This window comes from Levilactobacillus sp. (assembly GCF_022646225.1).
In the GTDB taxonomy this organism is placed as follows: Bacteria; Bacillota; Bacilli; order Lactobacillales; family Lactobacillaceae; genus Levilactobacillus; species Levilactobacillus suantsaiihabitans.
Window position 1 is genome coordinate 231,410 of record NZ_JALCJA010000001.1, and the last position, 25,315, is coordinate 256,724.

General features: G+C 53.2%; 23 protein-coding genes. 2 read left to right on the top strand and 21 right to left on the bottom strand.

Features of this window, described 5'->3' with window-relative positions; all coding sequences use genetic code 11:
- Positions 1-652 precede the first annotated feature (652 nt).
- From LKH74_RS01195 to parE, 8 genes are all read right to left on the bottom strand, one after another.
- Positions 653-1,102: an NUDIX hydrolase gene (locus tag LKH74_RS01195; RefSeq protein WP_287707912.1), complete on the bottom strand. Its 450-nt coding sequence runs from the start codon at positions 1,100-1,102 to the stop codon at positions 653-655.
- A 47-nt stretch (positions 1,103-1,149) separates the two neighbouring features.
- A complete protein-coding gene (gene msrA / locus LKH74_RS01200) occupies positions 1,150-1,671 on the bottom strand; it encodes a peptide-methionine (S)-S-oxide reductase MsrA (RefSeq protein WP_287707911.1) in 522 nt (173 codons plus the stop codon).
- 13 nt (positions 1,672-1,684) lie between these two features.
- Positions 1,685-2,128 (bottom strand): peptide-methionine (R)-S-oxide reductase MsrB, encoded by a 444-nt coding sequence (gene msrB / locus LKH74_RS01205; RefSeq protein ID WP_287707910.1) that lies wholly within the window; start codon positions 2,126-2,128, stop codon positions 1,685-1,687.
- A 143-nt stretch (positions 2,129-2,271) separates the two neighbouring features.
- A complete protein-coding gene (locus tag LKH74_RS01210; RefSeq protein ID WP_135367868.1) occupies positions 2,272-2,847 on the bottom strand; it encodes a matrixin family metalloprotease in 576 nt (191 codons plus the stop codon).
- Positions 2,848-2,993: 146 nt separating this feature from the next.
- On the bottom strand, positions 2,994-3,923 hold the full coding sequence (locus tag LKH74_RS01215; protein WP_135367867.1) for a manganese-dependent inorganic pyrophosphatase: 930 nt from the start codon (positions 3,921-3,923) through the stop codon (positions 2,994-2,996).
- A gap of 33 nt (positions 3,924-3,956) precedes the next feature.
- Positions 3,957-4,916 (bottom strand): LysR family transcriptional regulator, encoded by a 960-nt coding sequence (locus LKH74_RS01220; RefSeq protein ID WP_135367866.1) that lies wholly within the window; start codon positions 4,914-4,916, stop codon positions 3,957-3,959.
- A 125-nt stretch (positions 4,917-5,041) separates the two neighbouring features.
- The gene (parC, locus tag LKH74_RS01225; RefSeq protein ID WP_434737630.1) at positions 5,042-7,444 is read right to left on the bottom strand and encodes a DNA topoisomerase IV subunit A; all 2,403 of its coding nucleotides are present in this window, start codon (positions 7,442-7,444) and stop codon (positions 5,042-5,044) included.
- Positions 7,445-7,515: 71 nt separating this feature from the next.
- A complete protein-coding gene (parE, locus tag LKH74_RS01230) occupies positions 7,516-9,489 on the bottom strand; it encodes a DNA topoisomerase IV subunit B (protein ID WP_135367864.1) in 1,974 nt (657 codons plus the stop codon).
- 280 nt (positions 9,490-9,769) lie between these two features.
- Here parE and plsY point away from each other — a divergent pair, with 280 nt between their 5' ends.
- Positions 9,770-10,396, top strand: a complete 627-nt coding sequence (gene plsY, locus LKH74_RS01235; protein WP_135367863.1) for a glycerol-3-phosphate 1-O-acyltransferase PlsY — start codon at positions 9,770-9,772, stop codon at positions 10,394-10,396.
- A gap of 336 nt (positions 10,397-10,732) precedes the next feature.
- On the opposite strand, the gene LKH74_RS01240 is transcribed toward plsY, so the two are convergent.
- The 12 genes from LKH74_RS01240 to LKH74_RS01295 form a co-directional block, all read right to left on the bottom strand.
- Positions 10,733-11,608 carry an aldose 1-epimerase family protein gene (locus tag LKH74_RS01240; protein WP_287707908.1) on the bottom strand — a complete coding sequence of 292 codons (876 nt, stop codon included), beginning with the start codon at positions 11,606-11,608 and terminating at the stop codon, positions 10,733-10,735.
- Positions 11,609-11,735: 127 nt separating this feature from the next.
- Positions 11,736-13,148 (bottom strand): ATP-dependent protease ATPase subunit HslU, encoded by a 1,413-nt coding sequence (gene hslU, locus LKH74_RS01245; protein WP_135367861.1) that lies wholly within the window; start codon positions 13,146-13,148, stop codon positions 11,736-11,738.
- A gap of 17 nt (positions 13,149-13,165) precedes the next feature.
- Positions 13,166-13,708: an HslVU peptidase proteolytic subunit gene (gene hslV / locus LKH74_RS01250; RefSeq protein WP_125576865.1), complete on the bottom strand. Its 543-nt coding sequence runs from the start codon at positions 13,706-13,708 to the stop codon at positions 13,166-13,168.
- Between the two features lie 14 nt (positions 13,709-13,722).
- The gene (gene xerC, locus LKH74_RS01255; RefSeq protein WP_287707907.1) at positions 13,723-14,655 is read right to left on the bottom strand and encodes a tyrosine recombinase XerC; all 933 of its coding nucleotides are present in this window, start codon (positions 14,653-14,655) and stop codon (positions 13,723-13,725) included.
- A 223-nt stretch (positions 14,656-14,878) separates the two neighbouring features.
- Positions 14,879-16,990 carry a type I DNA topoisomerase gene (gene topA, locus LKH74_RS01260; RefSeq protein ID WP_287707906.1) on the bottom strand — a complete coding sequence of 704 codons (2,112 nt, stop codon included), beginning with the start codon at positions 16,988-16,990 and terminating at the stop codon, positions 14,879-14,881.
- Between the two features lie 133 nt (positions 16,991-17,123).
- The gene (gene dprA / locus LKH74_RS01265) at positions 17,124-18,017 is read right to left on the bottom strand and encodes a DNA-processing protein DprA (RefSeq protein WP_287707905.1); all 894 of its coding nucleotides are present in this window, start codon (positions 18,015-18,017) and stop codon (positions 17,124-17,126) included.
- Between the two features lie 40 nt (positions 18,018-18,057).
- Complete coding sequence (locus tag LKH74_RS01270) at positions 18,058-18,831, bottom strand: ribonuclease HII (RefSeq protein WP_287707904.1); 774 nt, start codon at positions 18,829-18,831, stop codon at positions 18,058-18,060.
- A complete protein-coding gene (gene ylqF / locus LKH74_RS01275) occupies positions 18,824-19,687 on the bottom strand; it encodes a ribosome biogenesis GTPase YlqF (protein WP_287707902.1) in 864 nt (287 codons plus the stop codon). The genes LKH74_RS01270 and ylqF overlap by 8 nt, the downstream gene beginning before the upstream one ends.
- Positions 19,688-20,630: 943 nt before the next feature.
- Positions 20,631-20,852 (bottom strand): YozE family protein, encoded by a 222-nt coding sequence (locus LKH74_RS01280; protein WP_135367855.1) that lies wholly within the window; start codon positions 20,850-20,852, stop codon positions 20,631-20,633.
- A gap of 10 nt (positions 20,853-20,862) precedes the next feature.
- Positions 20,863-21,462, bottom strand: coding sequence for a YpmS family protein (locus LKH74_RS01285; protein ID WP_287707900.1), 600 nt, complete (start codon positions 21,460-21,462; stop codon positions 20,863-20,865).
- A 13-nt stretch (positions 21,463-21,475) separates the two neighbouring features.
- The gene (locus LKH74_RS01290; RefSeq protein ID WP_287707899.1) at positions 21,476-22,408 is read right to left on the bottom strand and encodes a GDSL-type esterase/lipase family protein; all 933 of its coding nucleotides are present in this window, start codon (positions 22,406-22,408) and stop codon (positions 21,476-21,478) included.
- A 66-nt stretch (positions 22,409-22,474) separates the two neighbouring features.
- Positions 22,475-23,326: a DegV family protein gene (locus tag LKH74_RS01295; RefSeq protein ID WP_135367852.1), complete on the bottom strand. Its 852-nt coding sequence runs from the start codon at positions 23,324-23,326 to the stop codon at positions 22,475-22,477.
- Between the two features lie 232 nt (positions 23,327-23,558).
- On the opposite strand from LKH74_RS01295, the gene trhA reads away from it, so the two are divergent.
- Positions 23,559-24,200 (top strand): PAQR family membrane homeostasis protein TrhA, encoded by a 642-nt coding sequence (gene trhA, locus LKH74_RS01300; RefSeq protein ID WP_287707898.1) that lies wholly within the window; start codon positions 23,559-23,561, stop codon positions 24,198-24,200.
- A gap of 616 nt (positions 24,201-24,816) precedes the next feature.
- Here trhA and LKH74_RS01305 read toward each other — a convergent pair.
- A complete protein-coding gene (locus LKH74_RS01305) occupies positions 24,817-25,308 on the bottom strand; it encodes a dihydrofolate reductase (protein WP_287707897.1) in 492 nt (163 codons plus the stop codon).
- Positions 25,309-25,315 lie beyond the last annotated feature (7 nt).

Genomic DNA, 25,315 nt, shown 5'->3' on the forward strand with positions numbered 1-25,315 from the left:
ACATCCTGATCAGCAGCATGCCAGCGTTGTAGTCGAGACGGCATCATAGCCAGTTTACCAGTAATCGCAACCAACCGTGAATTTCAGATCTAGGTCAATTCAACGACCAACAAGTGCAAAATTCCGCTTAAACCATCAGTCAACAGTCATGCTGTAGCAAGCGTCAAATTTCCGGAAAAAGGACGTTGATTCTGAGCACACGTTCAGGAATTAGCTGATCAGGTCATCGCGAAATGGCCGTAGAATCCGCCCGTAAATAGCCGTTTTTTTAGACTGACGCGCAATGGGTTATGGTTGCTGGTTGACGCCCGACAACGGTTATTTGATAAGCAGCCTGAAGTCGGCTAGTCAGCCAGCAGTCAGTTGTCAACGGTGCACAGCACGTTTTGATTTTTTTAAATACAGTTCAGCACAAAAGCGGACGTGGCATTTTAGCAGACGAACTTGCTGACGAACTGAACGATCATGACATGACTGGATGAGTCAATGTAATTAAGCAGGGAACCGGCACTTGCCCAACTAAAAGCTTTTTCATTCTCTACTTTACATAATATATATTATCGAAAGTAGTGTTTCAAGCGCGCCAGCCTCGAATGCCAGCCAAATTAAAACCAGTCAGCAAGTTTTTTCACCTGCTCACTGGTTTTAATTTTTAATGAAGCTGACCGACACCTAATGTGGTTAAAATCTCACGCGTTAATGGCGTCAACGCCGCTGGCAATTGCGTCAGCGGGAAAAATTTAGCTGCGCTAGTTTCGTGATCATCGCCATTCGGTTCACCGGTCGCGGTCAGCTCGTAAACCACCGTGACCGAATCAATCTGATCACCATTGGGATATTGATATTGCATGCCAGCGCCACTCACGACCGTTAACAATTTCGCGGCCGTGGCCGTCAAGTTGGTTTCCTCATGCAGCTCACGTTTGGCCGTCGTTAGCGTGCTTTCGTTGAGTTCCTTGGAACCGGCTGGCAGACCCCAACGTTGATTATCCGTGCGATGCACCAACAGTAACGCTGATTGCCGGTAAACCACGGCCGCGGCGCCCACGACAATCAGCGGTGCGTGGCCGATTTGCTGCCGTAAATTTAACACATAACCCACGTGTCTTCACCCGCCTTTACCCATGATTGTATCATACAGAATGGGCTTTAATGCCATTTATTTTGGATAAAGTCCTGGCGACCACCCATTTCTTCAATCTGGTAACGGAACGGGTTCTTGCGGTAGAAGTCCTGATGTTCCTCTTCAGCCGGATAAAATGGCTGGGCGTCTTCAATCGTGGTCACGATGGGCGCGTCAAAGCGGCCGCTGGCTGCGAGGGTTGCCTTGGATTTTTCCGCCGTGGCCCGTTGTGCGGGACTGTTCACGAAAATGACCGGCCGGTAGCTGTCGCCGCGGTCTTGGAACTGACCGCTGGCATCGGTAGGATCTGTTTGCCGCCAATAGATTTCGACCAATTGCGCGTAGCTAATGATACTAGGGTCAAAGGTAATCTTGACGGCCTCCGTGTGGCCCGTGGTGTGACTGGCCACCTCTGCGTACGTTGGATTGACCGTGTGGCCGCCGGTGTAGCCGGAAACGACAGATACAATGCCAGGTTGCGTGTCGAAGGGCTGGACCATGCACCAGAAGCAGCCGCCAGCAAAAATTGCGGTCTCTTGTTCAGCCATTGAATCCCCCTCCTTACTTGTCAAAGAGTTGTTCAAAATCGTGATACCCGTTTTCTTCCAGTTTATCAGCGGGAATGAACTTTAAAGCCGCTGAATTGATGCAGTAGCGTAAGCCACCCTGATCTTGTGGGCCATCGGTAAAGACGTGACCCAGATGCGAATTGGCGTCGGCGCTGCGGACCTCTTGACGGACCATGCCAAAGGAGTGATCGGTGTTTTCCTTGACGTTAGCGGCATCAATGGGCTTGGTAAAGGACGGCCAGCCGCAGCCTGCGTCGTATTTGTCGGTCGAACTGAAGAGTGGTTGGCCGCTGACCACGTCCACGTAGATACCGTCTTCGTAAAAGGCATCGTATTTCCCGGTGAACGCGGCTTCTGTGGCCGCATGCTGGGTGACCGCATATTCCTCTGCGGTGAGCCGCTGTTTCAAATCGGCTTGATTTTCTGGTTGCTTCATGCAAATTCCTCCAATCAGTTGTACGCAACTTAATCGTTACTACTCTTAGTGTAAGACTTTTTGCCAGAAACACAAGGGATTTGACAGACCACCTAAAAATCGGCCCGCCACCACGCAGCGGACCGATTTTTCAGCCTTACCTTCTATTTTGCTGATTGCCCAGCAGGCGTGTGATACCGCAACTGCACCCCTTCAATATCCACCTTTTGGATACCAACGGTCCGGTTCCGGTAGTACATCACACTGTGCTTGGATGGGTTGTGGGCTAATCCCATCGTGTGGCCCAATTCGTGTTCTGCCACGTGTAGGTCATCGGAACGAGAATAGTCGTACGCATGCAGCAACGTCGGATTCAGCGTCGCCTTGACTTTGGTCAAATAATCGTTTTGCGCGGTGTATTCGGTCAAACCAACGTCGTCACCTAATGAGGCTGCTTGAGATTTAGAGGCGGTTTCTAGGTCAATTTGGGCATTTCCCTTAGTGCCCGCTTTGAAGTGAAAGGCCCCCGTCTTATTCCAGGCTGAAATCGCTGACTGCCAGATCCGCCGATAATACGGGGACTTGGTCGTAATCACATATGTGGCACTGGCATGCGCAAAGCGTTCTGGCCCAAATGGCGTTACGCCTGCCGCCAATGCCAAATTTCCACCAACCTGCGTCAAAAACAAAACCAGCGTTGTGATAATGGTTAAAATCCCACGGTACCAACCTTTAATCATGCAAAGTCCTTCTCTCTTGAAGGAGGATGCCTGACGGCTACCATCGCCCCGTATTATACGGGAGCGGGCCCAAAGAAGCGATTAAAAAACGCCCAATCAACCGGGAAAGCCAGTTGTTGGACGCTTAATATCGTAAATTTAGCTAATTAAGCCTCGAAAGCAGCGGTCAATGGTGGCACCACTTGCTTCTTCCGGGAAACGACGCCAGGTAAGCTAGCGCGGTTGTTTTCCAGTTTGGTGTTGAAGGCCTTTTCGACAGCACTCTTAGGTTCACCGGCCACGATGAGTTCGGAGTCGCTGTTCAAAACATTGGTGGCCAAGGTAATGAACAAGTCGTAGCCATCAGCGGCCATTTCAGCTTGCATTTCCTTTTCCAAACCAGCTTGACGGTCCAAGACTTCGTTCAAGTCGACCGTGTTGATTTGGCCAATGCGCACGCTCTTGCCGGCCATGTCAAATGACTTGGCGTCGCCGTCGATGAGTTCCTTGTCGCTCTTGGCAGCCAGGTTGGTACCGGCCTTTAACATGGCGATACCGTAGCTTTGCACGTCAATGTCAGCGATTTCTGCCAAGGCCCGAACGGCTTCACGGTCAGCGTCCGTCGTGGTTGGGCTTTGTAACAACAGCGTATCGGAAATGATGGCAGACAACATCAAGCCCGCTAACTTAGCTGGGATCTCGATCTTTTCTTCGTCAAACATTTCCGTTAAGATCGTGCTCGTGCAACCAACGGGTTCTGCCCGGTAGTACAGGGGTGAATCAGTTTGGAAGTTGGCGATCCGGTGGTGATCAACCACGTAGCTGACCGTCACCTTGTCCAAATCAGCGACACTTTGTTGCGCTTCGTTGTGGTCGACCAACATCACCGTGTCGACTTCATTGGAGACCGTCTTCACGACCCGTGGTGCGGGTTCGTCGAAGTGGTTCAAGACGTAGTTGGTTTCCATGTTGGGTTCGCCCAAAGCAACGGCTTCAACGTCGAAGCCCTTTTGCGTTTGGAAGTAAGCGAAGGCCTTAGCGGCAACGATTGCGTCCGTATCAGGATTTTGGTGACCAAAGATTAATGCTTTACTCATGTGAGAAAACTCCTTTAACAAATAATTTTAAGTTTATTGGTTCCGTAGTTGTTTCAGCCGAGAAATATAATCGTCGGTATGCAGGTAACGGTCGAACTGAGCCAAGAAGTGACTGATCCGCGGAATCTCCGCCTTGCCCTTCCGGAAGACAAACGCCAGGTCAAACCGAATATTCGGGTCGAAATGGGCCGTCCAGGTGTCTGGCAGGTCATCTTGTCCTATCATAAAGGAATTTGGCAGCGCTGTCGAGGCCTGCGTCTGCATGGAAAAATGCAACAGCTGCGTTGGCGTCGTAAAGTTGGCGACGCTCTTGGGAAAATCAGCCAGTTGATTCTTGTAGGCTTCATGCAGCGTCTGGTTCAGGTAGTAGCCATCGGGATACATGGCCCAGACACTCGCCGTCGTATCCTTGAACTTGATGCGGCGCTTCTTAGCCAGTTGCTCGTCGTGATGAATGAACAACAGGTCGTCTGAGATAATCTTCTTGGATTCGTAAGGCTTCCAGTTCTTGATCGAGTCGTCCGGCAGATACATGATGGCTAGGTCGATCTTGTTGTTTTCCAGGCGCTCCCAAATTTCCTTTCGCGTTAACATGTGAAAAGAAATCTTGAGCTCGGGGTTGTTTTGATAAGACAGAATGGCGAAGTCCTCAAAGACCGCGTCTTCCATCGAAGCCAACAGACCGATGTTGATTTCCCCTTGCGTGGCACTCGTCGACTGCTGGATCTCGTCGGTCGCCGTGTTCAAAATGCCATAGATCTTATGGGTGGCGTCGAGCATCGTGTAGCCTGCGTCGGACAGCCGTAACTTCTTCCCCACTGAATAAAAGAGCGGTGCCCCTACCGTGCGTTCCAGCTTCTTGATCTGTTGCGTCAAGGCTGGTTGCGTGATGCCCAGAATCTGGGCCGCTTGGGTGTAGTTCATGGTTTCCGCTAATTGTAAGAAATACGTCAGGGTCTTGGAAGAAAAGATACTTTCCTGTTTCGTCTTCATCCGTTTTTTCTCCTTATGATTGGCCTGATGCTTCAAAATACCAGGTCTACCTAATGGTTACTATTAATCTATATAATAGGCCGTTTGGGGAAAAAGCGCAATGATTTCTCCTCGCAAATTCCGGATCAGTCGAGGACGAGCTCAGTTGGCTTGACCCGTAATTGAACCGGTTGTCCCTCGGCATCCGTGTCCACGACAAACGAGCCGTTGGAATAACGCCCACTCAACGGGTGTTCGGTCGGCATGACGTCGTGCGTGCGTTCGCGACTGGTAATGATCTCCAGTGCCGGATTGCCGGCCGGAATCGTTAAGAAGTCCACGATGCGGTGTGGATCGCGTTTCAACTCACGTAACACGATGACGCCGCGCCGGGCCCGACTGGTGACGGACAATTCCTTCATCGCCAGGCGTTTGAAGGCCCCGCGTTGGGTGACTAAGGCAATCGTGTCGCTGTCGGTGACTAGGGCTAAGTTGACGACCTCATCGTCGTCGCGGAGGTCCATGGACCGGACCCCGGTCGTCCGCGCGCCGTTGACGGAAACTTCGTCAACCGGGTAGCGCAGGGCGTAACCGTTCTTAGATACTAACAGGATGCCTGATTCGATGGGTTCGGTCAAATAACGCACCGCGACCACGTGGGCCTCTGGATGCTTGAGTTTTTCGTAAGTGGCCGCCCGACTCTTGTAGGTCCGCCCAGGGGTCAGATCCGCAAAGGCCGTTTGTTTGATGTAACCATCGCTGGTCGCAATCAAGAAGCGCCCGGGTTCCTTCAGCGTCTTGAAGGCGTAGGTTGCGACGATTTCCTCATCGGACGCCAGCCCAATGGTTTGCGAAATGTGCTCCCCGGTCTCCTTCCACTTCACGTCGCTGATCTCGTGGACCGGTCGGTAGATGAGATTTCCCTTGTTGGTAAACATCATCAGGTGATCCAACGTGCTCAACTTCTCCATGAAGATTGGGTAATCCTCGTCCTTGAGCCCGTTATCGGCGGGATCTGACGCCGTATAAGACCGGACGCCAGAACGTTTGAGGTACCCGTCGTGACTGACCAAGACGACCACGTCTTCGTCGGCCACGGTCACGGTGGTCTTGATTTTCAGGTCTTCGATGTGATCTTGGATCTCAGTCCGCCGAGGGTTGCGGTAGTCCTTGGCGACCGCCTTGAGCTCCTTGCGCAAGACCGCATTTAACGTCTTGGGTTCTTCCAAGATCTTGTGGTATTCCGCAATGTCGGCGGATAGCTTAGCCGCTTCCGCTTCCAGCTGGGTCACGTCGGTGTTGGTCAGCCGGTAGAGTTGCAGGGCCACGATGGCGTCGGCCTGCTTTTCGGAAAAGTCGTAGGTCTTGACCAGGTTGTCCCGTGCATCGCGCCGATTTTGACTGGCCCGAATCGTTTGGATAACTTGATCCAAAATGGACAGCGCCTTAATCAGACCGACCACGATGTGTTGCCGGTCCAACGCCTTTTGCAGGTTGTATTTGGTCCGGCGCGTGATGACGTCGCGTTGGTGCTCCAGATAGGCACTTAAAATGGTCTTCAAACCGACGTGCTCTGGTCGCATGTGGTTGATGGCCACCATGTTGAAGTTGTAGGTGATCTGCAGCTCCGTGTTCTTAAATAAGTAGTTCAAGACCCCTTGAGCGTCCGCGTCACGCTTCAGCTCGATGGCAATTCGTAAACCGTCGCGGTCGGTCTCATCACGGACTTCGGCGAGACCTTCGACCTTCTTGGTCAGCCGAATCTCATCGATTTTCTTGACCAGTTGGGCCTTATTCACTTCGTAAGGAATCTCCGTGACCGTGATCTGGCTCTTATTGCCCCGCAGCGGTTCGATGGCCGTCTTGGAACGGACTACGACCCGGCCGCGGCCGGTCTCATAGGCCTTGACGATGCCGTCTTTCCCTTGAATGATGCCGCCGGTCGGAAAGTCAGGTCCCTTGACGAAGCCCATCAATTCTTCCAGGGTCGCCTTGGGATGGCTTAATAAGTAGACCAAGGCATCGACGACTTCGCCCAAGTTGTGCGGCGGAATCTCCGTGGCGTAACCAGCAGAAATCCCCGTGGCCCCGTTGACCAGTAAATTGGGAATCCGCGCCGGCAAGACGGTCGGTTCGTACTCGGTATCATCAAAGTTGAGCACCATGTCGACCGTGTCCTTGTCGATGTCACGCAACATTTCCCCCGCTAATTTACTTAGCCGGGCTTCCGTGTACCGCATGGCCGCGGCCGGATCACCATCCATGGACCCGTTGTTCCCGTGCATTTCTACCAGGGGTTCGCGGACCTTCCAGTCCTGGCTCATCCGCGTCAGGGCCTCGTAAATCGAGCTATCGCCGTGGGGGTGAAAGTTCCCCATGACGTTTCCGACGGACTTGGCGGATTTCCGGAACCCTTTATCGTAGGTATTACCGTCCTTGTTCATTGAGAACAAGATCCGCCGCTGAACGGGCTTTAACCCATCACGGATGTCGGGCAGGGCTCGTTCTTGGATGATCGACTTGGAGTAGCGGCCAAATCGGTCGCCCATGACTTCTTCCAAAGTCAGTTCTTGAATCTTTTGTCCTTCACTCACAAATGTTTACTCCTTTCGCCAGTCTCCTAGTCGTGGGACTCGGAAGCTTTTTCGTTTTCTAACAGGCTGGTATCGTCATCTTCCAGCGTGAACTGGACGTTGTTTTCAATCCATTTCCGCCGCGGTTCGACCTTGTCGCCCATCAGCGTGGTGACCCGGCGTTCCGCCAAAGCGGCGTCGTCGATCTGCACGCGGATCAGCGTCCGGTTATCAGGATCCATGGTCGTGGCCCAGAGTTGTTCCGCGTCCATTTCCCCCAGCCCCTTGAACCGTTGTAAATGGTAGCCGCGGTTCGGGATTTTTTTGGTCTTGCGGGTCAATTCGTCGTTGGTCCACGCGTAATCGGTCGTGGCCTTCTTGCCGGTCGTCTTGATCTGATACAGTGGTGGCAGGGCGATGTAGACTCTGCCGGCGTCGATCATCGGCCGCATGTACTTGTAGAAGAAGGTCAACAGTAAGATCTGGATGTGGGCCCCGTCGTCATCGGCATCGGTCATGATGATGATCTTGTCGTAATTGGCGTCTTCGATGTTAAATTCGGCGCCGACCCCGGCCCCAATCGTGTAGATCATGGTACTGATTTCTTCGTTTTTCATGATGTCCGGTAGCTTGGCCTTTTCGGTGTTCAAGACCTTCCCCCGTAGTGGCAGGATGGCCTGGAACTTCCGGTTACGGCCCTGTTTGGCGGACCCACCGGCGGAATCCCCTTCGACTAAGAACAGCTCGTTTTTGGCCGAATTCTTGGATTGCGCCGGGGTCAACTTGCCGGACAACAGGCGTTCGTGTTTCTTGTGACGCTTACCATTACGGCTCTCATCACGGGCCTTACGCGCGGCTTCCCTGGCGGAACGGGCCTGGGTCGATTTCTTGATCAGCATCTTCCCAAAGTCGCCGTTTTCCATCAGGTAATAGCCCAGCTGTTCGCTAATGATGTTATCCACGATGGTCCGGGCTTCTGGTGTCCCCAGCTTTTCCTTGGTCTGGCCTTCAAACTGCAACAGATTTTCGGGAACCCGCAGCGAGATCACGGCGGACAGCCCTTCACGGACGTCGGTGCCTTCCAGGTTCTTGTCGCGTTCCTTTAAGAGGCCGACTTTGCGGGCGTATTCGTTAAACGCCTTAGTCCAGCCACTGCGCATGCCGGCTTCGTGGGTCCCACCGTCTTTGGTGCGGACGTTGTTGACGAAGGACAGGAGGTTTTCCGTATAACCGTCGTTGTATTGCGCAGCGACCTCGACTTCGATGCCGTCCTTTTTACCGTCAAAGTACATGACGTCGCCTAAGGTATCCTTGTCTTCGTTCAAATACCCGACGAATTCCTTGATACCGTCTTCAAAATGGTATTCTTCGGCGCGCTCTTGGCCCTCGCGTTCGTCTGTCAGCGTGATCTTGACACCCTTTAACAGAAATGCGGATTCGCGGAGCCGTTCGGCCAGGGTTCCAAAATTGTAGACCGTGGTCGTGAAGATGGCGCTATCCGGCTTGAAACTGATAGTCGTCCCGTTATGGGCCCGAGTATTGCCTAACTTCTTCAGCGTGCCCTGTGGATGGCCACCCTTGGCGAATTTTTCTTGGTAACGAACGCCATCACGGACGATGGTGACCGTTAACGCACTCGACAAGGCGTTGACGACGGACGCCCCCACCCCGTGCAGCCCACCGGACGTCTTGTAACCGCCCTGGCCGAATTTACCCCCGGCATGCAGCACCGTTAGAATAACTTCAGGCGTGGGAATTCCGGACGCGTGCATACCCACCGGCATACCCCGACCGTGATCGACAACGGTAATGCTGTTGTCCTGGTGGATGGTCACGTTGATTTCCTTACCATAGCCGGCTAAGGCTTCATCGACGGCGTTGTCCACGATTTCATAGACCAGGTGGTGCAGGCCGCGGCCATCAGTTGACCCGATATACATACCAGGACGTTTACGAACAGCTTCCAACCCCTCCAACACTTGGATGGAGGAATCGTCATATTTTGGTTTTGCTTTCGCCATGCGTAAATCCCCTTTACTTTTACGATTTTTAACAGAAAATGTGTTTCTGCAGGATACCCTTATTTTACCGCAAAGCGAACATATGTTCAAATAAACTGTCAAATGCGCTTGGGCTAGGTATCCAGTAACTTCATAATCATACCACAGGAAGCCAAAACCTGGCTAGAATTCTCTAGATAATTGGCGTTCTCGTGAAAACATGCTAAAATATAGACCAGCTTATCTGCGGTGAGCGCCGGTTTGGGGGCTCCCGCTGCGAGAAAGAGCGGAGGAATAACTTGTGAAATTATTTGGTTTACTCATCGTGGCGTACCTGTTAGGGGCGATTCCCAACGGTGTCTGGGTCGGCAAAGCCTTCTTCCAGACGGACATTCGCCAATCGGGGTCCGGTAACATCGGCACGACCAATACGTACCGGGTGTTGGGACCGTACGCGGGAACGGCGGTCATGGTCTTAGACATTGCCAAAGGTTCAGTCGCCACCCTCTTACCCACCCTATTTCACGTCACCACGATTCTCGGCACCGCAACGCCCCTGTTATTCGGGTTGTTTGCGATTCTGGGGCACACGGTGTCGATCTTCGACCACTTTAAGGGGGGCAAGGCGGTTGCCACGTCAGCGGGGATGCTGCTGGCTTACAACCCGTTGATGTTCGTGATTGCGGCCGGCCTGTGGGTCAGCTTGATCTACTGGACCAGCATGGTCAGCTTAGCCAGCATGATTGCCTTTAGCCTGATCACGTTGATCTCGTTGGCCTTTCAGGACTGGTACTTGACCGGGATTGCCCTGGTCTTGACCATCTTCGTCTTTTACCGCCACCGCAGCAATATTCAGCGGATTCGTGAGGGTACGGAATCCATGGTCCCCTTCGGCCGCGGCTACAAACGGCGGCAAGCTCAGAAATAGCTCTTATTTTTCAAATATAGAGACACCGAAGGCTCTCAATGACAAATCGTCGTTGGGAGCCTTTTTTTATAAAGAGTGCGCCAACAGGCGGTTAACTGGCGAGCATTAACGGTGATAGGCGGATAATCCTGGTCTCGGATTATTTGCCTATCAGTGTTAAGCGCAACCAGTTGCCTGTTGGCGCACGTTTCGGCCATTTAAAGTCAGGTGTCCAAGCACATTTCTGCGACCAAAAACTAGACCAGCGTATTTAATTGACCACCAAGATTGGCGCAACCATCAAATCAGCAGTCAACAACGGTTCCGCCACCGCTGTCCAACGGTCCACATCATCGCCTAGAAGTAAGTAATCTGGTAACTGGCCTGGAAGCTGTCGTGGGCGGCCAGCCGGTGAATGGCCACCTTGGTCTCTAAATCACCGGTAGCTTGCACGTCATCGGCCAAGCCCCACCACGGTTCGAAGCACACGAACGGTGCCTGCTTGGGATACGGCGACCAGATGCCCACGTAAGGTGCCCGGAGCGTTAACGCCACACCATGGTCGTTGACGCCACTGCTGAGCATCAGCGTGGTTTCCTGATTGTCGAGGGTCAAGACCTTGGCGTCGTGGTCAAACAAGTCGTGGTCGAGGACCATAGGCTGCGTGAGGTCCATGGGAACACTGTGTTGCGTATCGCTGTAGGGCCCGACTAACGGGACGCGTTGGTAGACCTTCTTGGGTGACACGGTCACTTGGTAGTCGCTAAAGTCGGCGGTTGGGTCTCCCAGCGGCACGTTGAAGCCGGGATGTGCCCCAAACGAAAACGTCAGTGGTGTATCGGCCGGATTGTCAACCGTTGCCGCGAACTGTAGCTGGTGATCCTTCAAGGTGTAGTGAACGGTCAGGGTGAAGTTAGACGGGAATAACGCCTTGGTCTGGTCATCGGCGGTCAGTTGTAGGGTCGCACTGGTGGCGTCTTGGGCCAGCACCGTGAATTCCCGGTCACGGGCAAACCCGTGTTGGGTCATGTGATAGGTCGTGCCGTTTAAGCGATACTGATTGTCCTGTAGCCGGCCGACGATGGGAAATAGGAGCGGTGCGTGCCGGCCCCAATAGGTCTTGTCCGCCTGCCACATGTATTCCAGGCCGCTGTCGTTGTCCTTTACACTGCTGAGTTCCGCGCCCAACGGATTGATTTGGACGGTGAGATAGTCATTTTTTAACGTTAACATTGCCGTGCCTCCAACTTTTTCAGAAATTCTGGGTCGGACAACCCGTAAGTTGTCTAGGCCATTTCTTCTATCATACCCTAAATCGCCAAAAAGGACCAAGACAAATCGTCTCGGCCCTGCGAATCGTTTAGAGGATGTAGCGGGATAAGTCCTTGTTTTGGACGATATCGCCGATCTTATCGTTGACGTAGTTTTCCGTGATAGTCACATCGCCGGAACCCATGTCTGGTCCTTCGTACAGCAGGTCTTCCAGCAGTTTTTCTAGAACGGTCTGCAGCCGGCGGGCACCAATGTTTTGGTTCTCGTGGTTCAGTTCAAAGGCCAATTCGGCAATGCGTTCAATGGCCTCCATGGTGAAGGTTACCTTGACGTTGTCGGTGCCGATCAAGGCGATATATTGCTTGATCAAGGCGTTGTTCGGTTCGGTTAAGATCCGCACGAAGTCTTCCTTGCTCAGGTCGTTTAATTCGACCCGAATCGGGAAACGCCCTTGCAGTTCGGCAATCAGGTCGCTGGGCTTGGATTCCGCGAAGGCACCGGCCGCGATGAAGAGGATGTGGTCAGTGTTGATCGACCCGTATTTGGTCTTGACCTGGGTCCCTTCAACGATCGGCAAGATGTCGCGTTGGACCCCTTCACGGGAAACGTCGCCGCTGTTTTGGCTACTGCCCTTGGCGATCTTGTCGATTTCATCCAAGAAGATGATCCCGGTGTTTTCGGCCCGTTGGATGGCATCATGGTTGATGTCGGCATTGTTGACCAGCTTTTCGGATTCTTCGTTGACCAGGATCTCGCGTGCTTCGGCCACGGTCACGGTCCGCTTGATGCGCTTCTTAGGCATGATGGCGCCTAACGTATCGCTCAAGTCGATGCCCATTTGGCCCATCATGTTGTTGTCGGTGGCGTTGGCTTGTTGCGGGTCATCCATCTCGATTTCAACGGTATGATTTTCCAGCAGGCCCTTGTCCAGTTGTTCGGCGATGGAAAGGCGTTCGTTGCGCACGTCGTCGGTGACTTCTTCGGTCTCGCTCGGGGCGGTCGGCGTCTGGCCATTTTGCATCTGGGTAAACATGTTCATCATGTTGGCGAAGTCGTTGTTGTTCTTGTTTTCTTTCTTCTTCGCTGGGGCCAACAGCTTGACTAAGCGCTTGTTGGCAGCTTGGATGGCGTCGTTACGGACGTTTTTAAATTGGTCTTGCTTTTCCATTGTGACGGAAACTTCGACCAGGTCACGCACCATGGATTCCACGTCGCGGCCAACGTAGCCGACTTCGGTGAACTTGCTGGCTTCGACCTTGGTGAACGGTGCGTGAACGATTTTGGCTAACCGGCGGGCAATTTCCGTTTTCCCGACCCCGGTCGGTCCAATCATCAGCATGTTTTTCGGTGAGATTTCTTCTTGCATCGCCGCGTCCAGTTGCATGCGGCGGTAACGGTTGCGCAGGGCAATCGCGATGGCTTTTTTAGCTTCGTCTTGGCCAATGACGTATTGGTTCAATAGGCCGACGATTTCTTTAGGCGTTTTGTTAATGGCGTCCATAGGATTCCTCCGTTCGATTAAAGTTCTTCTGAAATGACGTTTTCGTTGGTAAAGATGTCGATGCCCCCCGCAATGTGGATGGCACTTTCGGCGATTTCCTTGGCGCTCATGTCCTTGGCGTGGTGGTGCAAGGCAGTGGCGGCGGCCAAAGCGAAGTTCCCACCAGAACCGATGGCTAAGATGTCATCGTCGGGGGCAATGACTTCACCGGACCCGGAGACCAACAGCATTTCGTCCTTGTCCATGACGATCAGTAAGGCTTCGAGTTTTTGCAAAGCTTGGTCGGAGCGCCACTGCTTGGCCAATTCGACGGCTGCCCGTTGCAGGTTGCCACTGTATTCATTAAGTTGGGCTTCGAATTTTTCTTCCAAATTAAAGGCGTCGGCCACACTACCGGCAAAGCCGACAACGACCTGATTGTTGTAGATCCGCCGAATCTTGTGGGCGGTTCCCTTCATGATAACTTTTTCGCCCATTGTGACTTGTCCGTCACCGGCCATTGCGTTATGACCGTTGTGCCGAACCGCACAGATGGTGGTTGCTTCAAATTTTACTGGCATTAGTTAATCGCTCCTTATGATTGTGTCGAATGATCGTGATCTTCAGTGGCCCGCGGGAAGAACTGCCGATAATCGCGTTGCAGGTGTTCGCGCGTCACGTGGGTATAAATCTGCGTGGTCGACAGGCTACTGTGGCCCAGTAATTCCTGAACCGATCGCAAGTCCGCCCCGTTATTGAGCAGATGGGTGGCAAACGTGTGCCGCAGCATGTGGGGATGAATGTCCGTGGTCAACGTGCTGCGCTTGATGATCTGATTCAACAGGTAGGTCACCCCTGCCGCGGTTATTTGGCCGCCATGCGCATTGATGAAGACAAAGGCGTGTTGCTGGTGGTACTGGGCCATCAACGGCGTTCGTGCGGCGGTGAAATACTGCTGCAAGGCGTCAGTGGCGTAATGACCAAACGGGACGTAACGCTCCTTGTTACCCTTCCCGTGAATCAGCATGATGCGGTTGTCAAAGTCGATATCGGGCAACGTCAAATTGACGCACTCACTGACCCGAATCCCGGTCCCGTACAGAATCTCTAAGATGGCCGAATCCCGCGTGGCCAATTGGTCATTGGGATTGGCCGCCGCAGCCGCAAACAACGCGGTCATTTCCCGCTCGTAGAAGAAACGCGGCAGATGATTTTGGTGGTGCTTGAGCTGTACGTAGGCAAACGGATCGTCTTGAGCCTGACCGTTACTCATCAAAAAGCTGTAGAACGAACGTAACGTGGAGAGCTTCCGGGCAATCGTGGTCCGCGCGTAGTGGTGATCATAGAGGTCGCTGAGATAGACTTCAACGTCCAGTTGATCAATCTGCGTCCAGGGTTTTGCCCCCCCGTTATCGCGCAGAAACTGGCTGAATTCGGTCAAGTCTTCCTGATAGGCCTTGACGGTTTCGGGTGAGTATTGCCGTTCCCCTTGCAGGTATGTGATAAATTGTTCGACTGCTGAAGCCACGGCTGACACCTCCTGTACGTGTTAATGCTAGCAAACGCGCTTGAAAAACTCAACTAACTCATCAAAAAATCCGGATTGCGGCCTAGCCCCGCCAGTGGTGATGGCGCGGATGCCGGGGTTGCCTCGCAGTTATTTAGGGGTAACGCACAAAAGGCCTGGGAAAACTTCCCAAGCCCTTTATGCGTTACTGTTACATCGCTGAATCGTGTGCCATAAATTAGCCTTACTTTTGTGGTGCTTCCTCGTAGTCGCCGTTTGGGCAGACGATTTGCACGCCGCCACGAATCTTCTTGGCCACCAGGTAATGACCATCCTTCGGGCAATCGCGACCAACTGGCTTGTCCCAAGAGACAAAGTCACAGTCAGGGTAGCGCGAACAACCGTAGAAGATCCGGTTCTTCTTGGACTTGCGTTCGATGACCTCACCTTGGTGACAAACCGGGCAGGTCACGCCAATTTCCTTGACGATTGGCTTAGTGTTGCGGCAATCTGGGAACCGTGAGCAGGCGTAGAACTTGCCGTAACGGCCCATCTTGATGACCATGGGCGCCCCACAGATGTCACAGTCAAAGCCGGCTGGTTCATCGCGGATCTGAATCTTTTCGATGGCGTCTTCGGCGTGGGCCACTTCCGTTGAGAATGGCTTGTAGAAGGTGTCGATGACCTTGACCCAGTCCTGCTTACCTTCTTCGATGCCATCCAGTTCGTGTTCCAGGTCAGCCGTAAAGTCGACGTTGACCACGTCCGGGAAATACTCGTTGATGATGCCATCGACGATTTCGCCCAGTTCGGTGGGTTCAAACCGCCGACCGACCAATTTGACGTAGTAGCGCCGTTGAATCGTATCCAACGTTGGCGCGTAGGTCGATGGCCGACCGACGCCGTTTTCTTCCAACGCCTTGATCAAGTTGGCTTCGGAATACCGTGCAGGCGGCTGGGTAAAGTGTTGGGCCGGATCGGTCTTAGCCAAGTTGACTTGGTCGCCGATTTCAAGGTCTGGCAACAGATTATCCTTTTCCTTGTTGTCGCTATAGATCTTCAAGAACCCGTCGAACTTCATCTTAGACCCGTTGGCCCGGAACGTGACGCCATTTTGTTCCAGGGTGACAGCCATGGTATCCATCACGGCATTGGTCATTTGACTGGCCACGAACCGGTTCCAAATCAACTGGTATAACCGGAATTGGTCACGGTTCAACCGGTCCTTTAGGCTCGCTGGCGTCCGGAAGACGGAGGTTGGCCGGATGGCTTCGTGGGCGTCTTGCGCCCCTTCTGGCAGCTTACCTTTGATCGGCTTGGTAGCGGCGTATTCGGCGCCGTACTTTTCGTGCAGGAACGTCGAGGCCTCGTGTTTAGCAATGCTTGAGATCCGCGTGGAATCGGTCCGCATATAGGTGATTAACCCCTGCGTGCCTTCCTTGCCCAGGTTGATCCCTTCGTAGAGCTGTTGGGCGGCCATCATGGTCTTACGCGTCCGGAAATTCAACTTCCGGTTGGCATCTTGTTGCATGGAGCTGGTGGTAAATGGCGGTTGCGGTGACCGCTTCCGTTCCTTACGCACCACGTTGGTGATGTCAAATGCCCCCTTGCGGTCTAACTTGCTCAGAACGTCTTGCACGGCGGCGTTGTCTTTCAAACCGGCCTTCTTACCATTGAGACCATAGAAGCTGGCCTTAAAGGCGTGCCGGGCCTTCTTGAATTCGGCGTCGATCGTCCAGTATTCTTCGGGGATGAAGGCCTTGATCTCCTTTTCCCGTTGAATGATCAGTGACAAGGCGATGGATTGAACCCGCCCCGCACTGAGACCCTTCTTGACCTTTTTCCACAGCAATGGGGAGATGGAATACCCCACTAACCGGTCTAAGATCCGCCGGGCTTGTTGGGCGTTGACCAGATCCATGTCGATGGACCGTGGTGTCTTAAAGGCTTCCTTGACCGCGTCTTTGGTGATTTCGTTAAAGGTGACCCGATTCTTGTCGTTCACGTCCAAGTTTAAGACGTGGGCCAAATGCCAGGCGATGGATTCGCCTTCCCGGTCGGGGTCAGAGGCCAGATAGACGGCCTTGGCCTTCTTGGCTTCGGACCGCAAGCCCTTGATAACGTCACCCTTACCGCGAATCGAGATGTAGTGTGGATCGTAATGGTTTTCCGTGTCGACCCCCATCGAACTCTTCGGTAGATCCCGCACGTGCCCTAAACTCGGCATGACCTTGTAGGTGCGGCCTAAATATTTTTCAATTGTCTTGGCTTTCGCAGGTGATTCTACGATAACCAACTTTTTTTGCGTTTTCCGCCGCTTTTTGGCTGGCGCTTTCGCTTTTGTTTTCGTCGGCAACTCACATTACTCCCTCATGTGGTGGCTCACCAGGCCCGGTCTTGCGGGTGCTCTGGCGGCCATCGATTTATTTTTACGACGAACACGTAGTTCGCTAATTTTTTCACTATAATCTCCCACATCTTATTTCAACTTAGGGCAGCTTGTCAACTAAAACTTCTTCTATTATATGTTCCGGCTGCAAGATCGGTTTGGCGCCGGCAAGGATCAATTCGTTGGTACCAACCGAGTTTGGACTGTCGACTCGTCCTGGAATTGCTAAAACATTACGATTTTCTTGCAGGGCGATGTTGGCGGTGATCAGACTGCCTGAATGGTGAGCGGCCTCAACCACTAAGGTGCTGTTGGACAGCCCAGCGATGATGCGGTTGCGCTCGGGGAAATGGTGACGTGCGCCGCTGGTCCCCCACGGGTATTCGGATAAGACCAAATGGTTTTGGGTGAGCTCGTCCATGAGGTCGCGGTTGGCCGCGGGATAGCAGTGATCCAGGCCGGTGCCGATCACGGCGATTGTCGGTCCACGGTAGGCCAAGGCCACCTGGTGCGCCAGCGTATCGACACCCTGGGCCAAGCCCGAGACGATGCCAATGTGCTGCTGGACCACTCGCGGCAACAACAAGCGCATGGCGTGAAGGGCGTAGGCACTGGGGTGACGCGACCCCACCACCGCCAGTAACGGTCGCTGCAACAAACGCAGGTCCCCACGGAAAAATAACGCTACGGGTGGCGCGTAGGTTTCCTTTAACGCCACTGGATAGGCCGCGTCGACGATGGTCAAGCACCCACTATGGGTCAAATTTGTCGTCAGTCTGGCCGTCACAGCGGCGGTGAACAGCTGGTCTAGCAGGAAGGCCGCCCGTTTGTCGGGGATGGCCATGTCTTGGCAGAGTTGCGTCAAAATGGCCGGGGTGACGTTGGTTAGTTCAGTGTGCTGAGATAACCAGTGCCAGCAGGCCGTGGTGGTCTTCAGGCCAATGCCCGAGAGAAGTGGTAAACGCATGAAAAAATCACGAAGTGTCAGTTGCAAGATTGCAACCTCCTTTGCCCTTTTAGGGTCAACTCCGTGATTAAGCGTTGATTATTTTTTGAACCGGCGAAAAAGTTTGGCGGTGAATCGGGGTGACCCCCCTGTCGGCCAAGCCAGCCAGGTGTTCGGCCGTCCCGTACCCGGCATTTTGGGCAAAGCCGTAGCCCGGATACAGCTCGTCATAGGTCGCCATCAAATGGTCGCGGTAGACCTTGGCCACGATGCTGGCCGCGGCGACACTAGCGGATTTGGCATCACCCTTGATCAGGCGGGTCTGCGGCAGGTCGACGGGAATTTGCATGGCGTCGACGATCAAATGTTGTGGGGCGACACCTAGCCCCAGGACCGCACGCTGCATGGCGACCCGGGTGGCCTGATAAATGTTGATCTGATCGATCAGTTGCGGACTGCCGATTCCCACGCTAACGGCGGTGGCCTGGGCTAAGATCAACGGGTACAGGCGCTCGCGTTCCTTGGGGGTCAACTGCTTGGAGTCGTTGACTAAGGGGATGTCAAAGGTTTCGGGCAAGATGACCGCACTGGTGACGACTGGGCCGGCCAGGGGTCCGCGCCCCACCTCATCGATGCCCGCCACGAGCTGGCCGCGCTGCCAGAGTGCCCGTTCGTAGTGTAAGCGCTGTTGAAAGGCCCTTTCTGCCGTCTCAGCCTTCGCTAGCCGGCGTTTGATCTGGGTTAGGAGTAATTGGGCCCCTTTCCGCGAATCGGCGGCTAAAGGCGCTAAACGGGGGTCGTCGACACTGGTCACATCCGCCAGGTCGGCCTTCAACTGTGCCAGACTGGGCGCCTTAGTCATGGTCGCTCGCCTCGGTGTGGGGCGCACGGTCCAGTGTGAAGCCGCCCATCTTCTTGCGCCGGGCGTCTAAGATGATCCGTTCGCTGGCCCGTTCATAGTCGTCACGCATGCCGATCTTTTGGGTAATCTTGAGTAAGAGATCCACGTCACTAAGGTCTAAGTCCGCGTCGGCCAAATGGTAGCGGTCTAACAAGGCATCGCGGTGGTATTGCCGGAAGAAGTTCAGGGCAAATAAGGCGACGTCATCGCTGGCGTAGAGCTTTTCCTTGATGGCCCCCGTCAGTGCCAATTTTTGCGCCGTTTCCTGGTCCTTGAACTTGGGCCATAAAATACCGGGCGTGTCGAGCAGTTCCAAATGCTTGCTGGACCGTAGCCACTGTTGGCCCTTGGTCACGCCAGGGGTATCGCCGACTTGGGCGGCCTTGCGTTGGACCAGGTGATTTAGCAGCGTGGATTTGCCCACGTTGGGCACGCCGACCGTCATGGCACGCATCGGCCGTTCCTTGAGTCCCTTAGCCTTTTCGGCAGCTAACTTATCGGCCAAAATGCCCATGGCGATCTTGGTGATCTGCTTGGGGGTGACGTTGGCGCGCGAGTCGATGGCGATGGCTGGTTGTTGTTGGGAACGGTAATAGGTCAACCAGGCGGCCGTCTGTTGCGGGTCGGCCAGGTCTTTTTTGGTCATGATGATCAAATGCGGCTTGTCCTTAGCAATCCGCTTGACCTCGGGATTACGGGATGCTGCGGGAATCCGCGCATCAACTAATTCAAAAACAATATCGACCAGGTGGATGTTTTCTTCCATCTGGCGAATGGCCTTGGCCATATGGCCTGGAAACCATTGGATAACTGACATAGTGTTCTTCTCCTTTTATTCGCTAACGGCGCTGGGTGAAAGCGTCTACCGATTAGTTTAAATAATGAGTGGCTGATTTGAAGGTTGAACCTAAAATTGGTGAAACCAGGCGCCTGCGTCAGGCTAGGGTGGGGCCTACTCTGAGGAACGGCTCCAGCCTGAGGGGCGGTCTTCCGCCTCGCTTGAGAGCCTGGCAAAACCGACCAGTCTCTCAAGTCGTCCCGCGCTGTAGGCTGAGAAAAAGCCTCAGCCAACACCGCCGACACAGCTGGCTCCACCCTGGCTGCCTCCGGCAAGTTAACGTCTATCCGCAACACTGTGTTAATGATAGACATGTCGTCAATGTAGCTGCTATCTGGCGCTAAGACGACTGTTACTGGTAAGCACTACCGTATTGTGAGGCTGAAAACGCCTATTTTTGACGCCACTAGTCGCATGATAACAATCGTTCTAGCTGATTTTCGTCTTTCAACCTTCAGTTATTGACTGACGCATTCCATTCTACCATGTTCTGCTGGGATTTAGGGAGCTGGTTTAGGTGATTTCTTTCAATGACTCAGCTGCCTAACGTCTCGGCGCGTTGGTTGAACTTTGCCAATAATGCTAAATCCGTAAAAAGCAATCTTATCAATTCTTTTTGGTCATTCGCTGCCAATCTTTAAAAGAGAGCGTTTTAACATGACCACTTTTTAATTGGTCGATTGACTTATCCAGTGCCTTACGATTTTCGACCGAATCTAGGATGTAGCGTGTTTCCTTCGAAGAGTGAAATTCATTTTTTGACGCCATAGAAATACCCCCTTTTTTATTGAAGCATAACACATAACATGCGTAATAGCGTACATGATGAAAACTTGGCGCCTAACCACATAAAATTGGGACCAGTCGGCTCTTAAAAATCAAAACAGGCACCAGCAGCGCAACGCCGCGGTCCCTGTTTTCGTTAGGCCAACGAGGCCAGATACAATTGCCACGCGTCGTCAAAAATCGTCATGGACGGTAAATACGGCGCGTTTTCTTCCAAGTATTTCGACAGCGGATCAAAGGCTGTCTCCTGCTTAGGAAAGGCGCTGTCCAGAAAGGCGTTGTTGGCGAAGGTCGCCACCGGGTCGTAGCTTTCTGGATTGCGTTGGGTCATTAAAAATTGATAAAACGTTTTGGGCATTCGTTGCCTCCTAGTTCTTGGGAATCCGGGCCTGGAAAACGAACTTGCCAGCGCCGGATAAATCGATCTTCTTGGCCGCAAAGGACAGCTTCTTGCCGTTGCCGATGGCGGTCAAATGTAGCGTGATGGTCTCTTGCTTGGTGTCCATCGCGACCCAATTGGGCAGCGGATAGTTCTTGGCGATGTAGCTCATCACAAAGCTAATCGGCACGGGTAAGGCCCCCACGGATAGCTTTTCCGCCTTCAATTGGACGTCTCCTGAGGATAACACGGTTGGCTTCAAGAGTAAAACGAAGTTCACGTTGGCGCCTAAAACTTTGGTCGATCCAGAGATCAAGGCATGATCGGTGACCTGGAAGCGATACTTGACCGCGGAATTTTGCAGGGACTTATTCACGTAGTAGTCGGCCAGCGCGTTGACCTGTTTCTTGTTCAGGCTAACGTTAATCTTGGTGGTATTTTTGGTCACCTTGGCCGTGGCCGGGACCTGCGTGGGCATCAAGGCCTTGACCCCGACGGTAACGGTCGTGACCAGTAAGACGGCCACGAGCGCGATGAACCCCCATTTCCACCAATTACGGGTGGTCTTTGGGGCTGAATGACGTTGCATAGTTTGTTCCTCCTTATTTCAGTAACCACTGCTGCTGATGAGCTTGCATTTGCTTAAAAGCGTAACGGGTCATTAACCGGTAACCCTTGGCGTTCGGGTGGAAATGGTCGGCCGGTGACAAGTAGTCGTTCAACTCGTCACTGGCGTTGCTGGCCAAAATCAACTCCTGTAAGCTCGCGCTGGAAATCTTGCCATCGTTAGACTTCTGGGCGTTACGCTTGAGCTGCGCCTGCTGGGTGACAGATTTGTACTGCCCGTCAGACAACGCCTGGTTGATGTCGATCATGTAAATGTGTTTGAAATCTGTCGCGGTCTGCTTGGTCGCTTGATTCCAATCGTCGACAGCCGTAGTGATCTGGTCCAGGTTGGCAAAGTACACGTACACGGGATTGTAAATGCTGTAGAGAAAAATCGGCGCGGTTGGATTGTACTGCCGAATCGTTTGGATCAGGTGCTTGAGCTTTTGTTGGTAAGCGGTCTGGGCCGTGTCCAACTGGCGGTCCAGCTTGGTTTGTTGATTGATGGTCACGTTCTTGGTCAATGTCTGGAGTAAATCGTTTCCCCCGACCGTTAGCGTGATGGCCTGGGCGCGTTTGACCTGGGCCTGTTGCGTCTTACTGTCGACCAGTCGTTGTTCGATCTGATCACTCCGGTCGCCAGATTTACCAAAATTGTGCATGATGACCTTCACGTGGTCGCGCCGGTGAATCGTATTTTTGAGCCGTCCCGTGTAGCCTCCCAGCTTGGTCTTTTGGGGATCACCGACCCCTTCGGTCAGCGAATCGCCCAGCGCCACGAGCCGCACGGTAGAACGCCGATTGCTCGGCATTTCCTTGGTCGTCAACGTGGTGCGCGCGCCCGGATGCCAGTAGGTCAGCGCCGCCAGCACAATCAGCACGAGAAGTAAGGTCACCCCAATAATCTTACTGATATTCTTAAATTTCATTCTAAAAGTCCCCCTCGGGATAAAGAAAAAGCGGTGGCGTGCGGCCACCTCTTCCTCAATGAGCAATTATTTGGTTGGGTCTGTGTAGTACATCAAAGCAAATGCCCCTGGACCCCCATGTGTCGCAATGATTGGCACCGTTTCTCGAACCAAGACATCTTGGCCCGGCAAGAGTTCCTTGAGATGATTTTGAATCTTATCAACGGATTCAAACGCCTCCACGTGGGAGATGCCAATAGCTTTGATGTTCGGCGTCTGCTTGATCTGGTCGTAAACCTTGTCAAAGTAGCGGTCGATGGTCTTCATACCGCGACCCTTGGCCCGAATCTTCAGTTCGCCACCGGTGACCTGTAAGACGATCTTGATGTTTAATAAGGACGTCAACATGCCCGCCGCGCGGCTCAACCGGCCACCCTTTAAGATGTTTTCCAAGGTCACGATGCCCATGAACAGCTTGGTGTGGTCGCGCACGGCCTCGGCCCGCTTCAAGATGGCGTCTTTGTCGGCGCCTTCCGCAGCCAATTTTGCGGCTTCGATGACTTGGAAAGCCAAGGCTTGGTCGGTGTATTGACTGTCCACGACCGTGACGTCGGTCTTCGACAGTTGGGCTGCTTGTTCGGCCGTGTGGACCGTGCCACTGATGGCGGCCAACATGTTGAAGCAAATCACGCTACTGCCATCTTCGCCCAACTTGTCAAAGGTCTCCACAAACTTGCCCAGTGGTGGCTGACTCGTCTTCGGCAAGGACTTCGCCGTTTTCATTTTATCAATAAATTCTTCATTCGTGATGGATTCCCGTTCAACGTAAATCGTGTCATCAATCATGACCGTTAACGGGATAATGGTGATGTCATAATCCTGAATCTGCTGCTCGGTAAGGCCGGCAGATGAATCCGTGACAATCTTAATTTTCGCCATGGGTATCCCACTCTTTCTGACCAGAAATTTTGGTTTATGCTGCAAGTTACGTAATGAAACATACGGTAATAGTATAGCAGAATTACCGACATTTTTCAGTAAATGTTGTTGAAGTCGCCGGGGCTTTTAAAGAAAACTAAACTTGCGGTCGCCCAGACCCACGACGATCGCCACTTGCGACAGGTTGTGCCAACGTGTTACGCTAACTAAAAAGGCGAAGGAGAAATGCTGTGTGATAAACCAACAAAGCCACACCTATCAAATCATTAACGAAGTACTCAATGCGGTCACCCACGGAATCGGCGCCGCCTTGAGCATTGCTGGATTGGTGATCTTACTCTTACAGGCCCACGCTAAGGGCGGGGCACTGCGGATGACCACCTTTGCCATTTACGGCGCCATTTTAGTGCTCTTTTACCTGGCGTCGACTCTCTTCCATAGTTTGTACTTTACCCGCGGACGCCACGTATTTCAAATATTTGACCATTGTGCCATTTATTTATTGATCGCGGGCACCTATACGCCCTTCAGTCTCTTAGTCGTCGGCGGGGCGCTAGGTTGGACTATGTTTGGCATCATCTGGGCCATGGCCGTGTGTGGTATCATCTACAAGGCCATCTGGCTGGGCAAAATGCAAAAGCTATCCACCATCATCTACGTGGTGATGGGCTGGATGTGTTTGATGGGCATCAAGCCGCTGTACGCGGGCCTGGGCCCCATCGGCTTTGCCCTCCTATTCTTCGGCGGCGTCGCCTTTACCGTTGGCGCTGTCATTTACAGTTTCAAGGGCGTGCCGTTTGGCCACGTCATCTGGCACCTCTTCGTCATGCTCGGCACCGCCTTGATGTATTTCGCCATCTTGTTTTACGCTTAAAGAATTAGTTGTCACCTGCAGCAATTGCCTGCGTCAGTTAGGGGTTCCGCCTGCTCTGGGGAACGCCTGCAGCCTGAGGAGCGGTCTTTCGGCTCGCTTGAAAGCCTGGCTAAAACCGCCAGTCTCTCAAGTCGTCCCACGCAGTAACCTGGCAAGAAACGCCAGCTAACTGCGTCGACACAGCTGGCTCCACCCCTAACTGCCTCCGGCGTGGTTTTCTTTTGATCTTATTTGCAAGCCAACGGGTGGAATCTCCGAATGTTAACCGTAAAACGGCGTCACAATCCTGAATCAATCAGGGCTGTGACGCCGTTTTGTTAGTCTGCTAGCTATTAAATCGTCGCAATTACATGCGGGCTAACCTAGTTGTCAGCTAGTCAACACTATCGTAGCCGAGAGTTCGCCAAATATGGGTTCAGCCGTGGGAGTTGTCTTAGTGGCGCGGTTCATGCCGCTTAGACAACTGGCGTCTTTGAGACGCGGGCTTCGGCTCAAAGCGAGGCCGAGACCGCGTCTCAGGCTCGGTCCGGTCCGCCCACCGCGTTCCAACCCATATTTGGCGAACGGTAGGCGGCCAGTTCAGACTGTGTAGCTGAAAGTTAGCCATTTGATGGCTTTACAGACGTTGGTATTGTTCGAATGTGAAGTCGTACGGATTCTTCTCGTTGCGCACGCCCGGTTGCCGGTCGATCAGTTGGAACTTGCTGTAATCAATGGCTGGCATCCAGGTGTCGCCGTCAAACCCGGCTTCGATATTGGTGCGGTACAGGTAATCGACGTCATCGATCAGGCCGGCAAAGATCTGTGCGCCACCGATGACGAAGATCTTTTCGGTCGGCCGTTCAGCGGCGTAGGCCCGCACGGCATCCAGTGAGTTCAAGACGATGGCCTCGGCGGGAAAATCACTCGCGGGCCGGTGGCTAACGATGATATTGGTCCGGTTGGGCAGTAGTCCGGGGAAGGACGCAAACGTCTTGGCTCCAGTCACGATGGTGTTGTCCATAGTGACGGTCTTGAAGTAGTGCATGTCGGCTGGCAGATGCCAGGGCAATTGGCCGTGAAAGCCAATGACGTGGCCTTGGCTCTCTGCCCAGAGAAAGATTAACATGGCGAGG

Bases quoted from the DNA above. Each gene is read 5' to 3' on its own strand.
- msrA (WP_287707911.1), bottom strand. From the start codon at position 1,671: ATGGCTGAACAAGAGACCGCAATTTTTGCTGGCGGCTGCTTCTGGTGC.
- msrB (WP_287707910.1), bottom strand. From the start codon at position 2,128: ATGAAGCAACCAGAAAATCAAGCCGATTTGAAACAGCGGCTCACCGCA.
- LKH74_RS01210 (WP_135367868.1), bottom strand. From the start codon at position 2,847: ATGATTAAAGGTTGGTACCGTGGGATTTTAACCATTATCACAACGCTG.
- LKH74_RS01215 (WP_135367867.1), bottom strand. From the start codon at position 3,923: ATGAGTAAAGCATTAATCTTTGGTCACCAAAATCCTGATACGGACGCA.
- LKH74_RS01220 (WP_135367866.1), bottom strand. From the start codon at position 4,916: ATGAAGACGAAACAGGAAAGTATCTTTTCTTCCAAGACCCTGACGTAT.
- parC (WP_434737630.1), bottom strand. From the start codon at position 7,444: ATGGGCGACCGATTTGGCCGCTACTCCAAGTCGATCATCCAAGAACGA.
- parE (WP_135367864.1), bottom strand. From the start codon at position 9,489: ATGGCGAAAGCAAAACCAAAATATGACGATTCCTCCATCCAAGTGTTG.
- LKH74_RS01240 (WP_287707908.1), bottom strand. From the start codon at position 11,608: ATGTTAACGTTAAAAAATGACTATCTCACCGTCCAAATCAATCCGTTG.
- hslU (WP_135367861.1), bottom strand. From the start codon at position 13,148: ATGGACGCCATTAACAAAACGCCTAAAGAAATCGTCGGCCTATTGAAC.
- hslV (WP_125576865.1), bottom strand. From the start codon at position 13,708: ATGCCAGTAAAATTTGAAGCAACCACCATCTGTGCGGTTCGGCACAAC.
- LKH74_RS01270 (WP_287707904.1), bottom strand. From the start codon at position 18,831: ATGACTAAGGCGCCCAGTCTGGCACAGTTGAAGGCCGACCTGGCGGAT.
- ylqF (WP_287707902.1), bottom strand. From the start codon at position 19,687: ATGTCAGTTATCCAATGGTTTCCAGGCCATATGGCCAAGGCCATTCGC.
- LKH74_RS01280 (WP_135367855.1), bottom strand. From the start codon at position 20,852: ATGCCCAAAACGTTTTATCAATTTTTAATGACCCAACGCAATCCAGAA.
- LKH74_RS01285 (WP_287707900.1), bottom strand. From the start codon at position 21,462: ATGCAACGTCATTCAGCCCCAAAGACCACCCGTAATTGGTGGAAATGG.
- LKH74_RS01290 (WP_287707899.1), bottom strand. From the start codon at position 22,408: ATGAAATTTAAGAATATCAGTAAGATTATTGGGGTGACCTTACTTCTC.
- LKH74_RS01295 (WP_135367852.1), bottom strand. From the start codon at position 23,326: ATGGCGAAAATTAAGATTGTCACGGATTCATCTGCCGGCCTTACCGAG.
- LKH74_RS01305 (WP_287707897.1), bottom strand. From the start codon at position 25,308: ATGTTAATCTTTCTCTGGGCAGAGAGCCAAGGCCACGTCATTGGCTTT.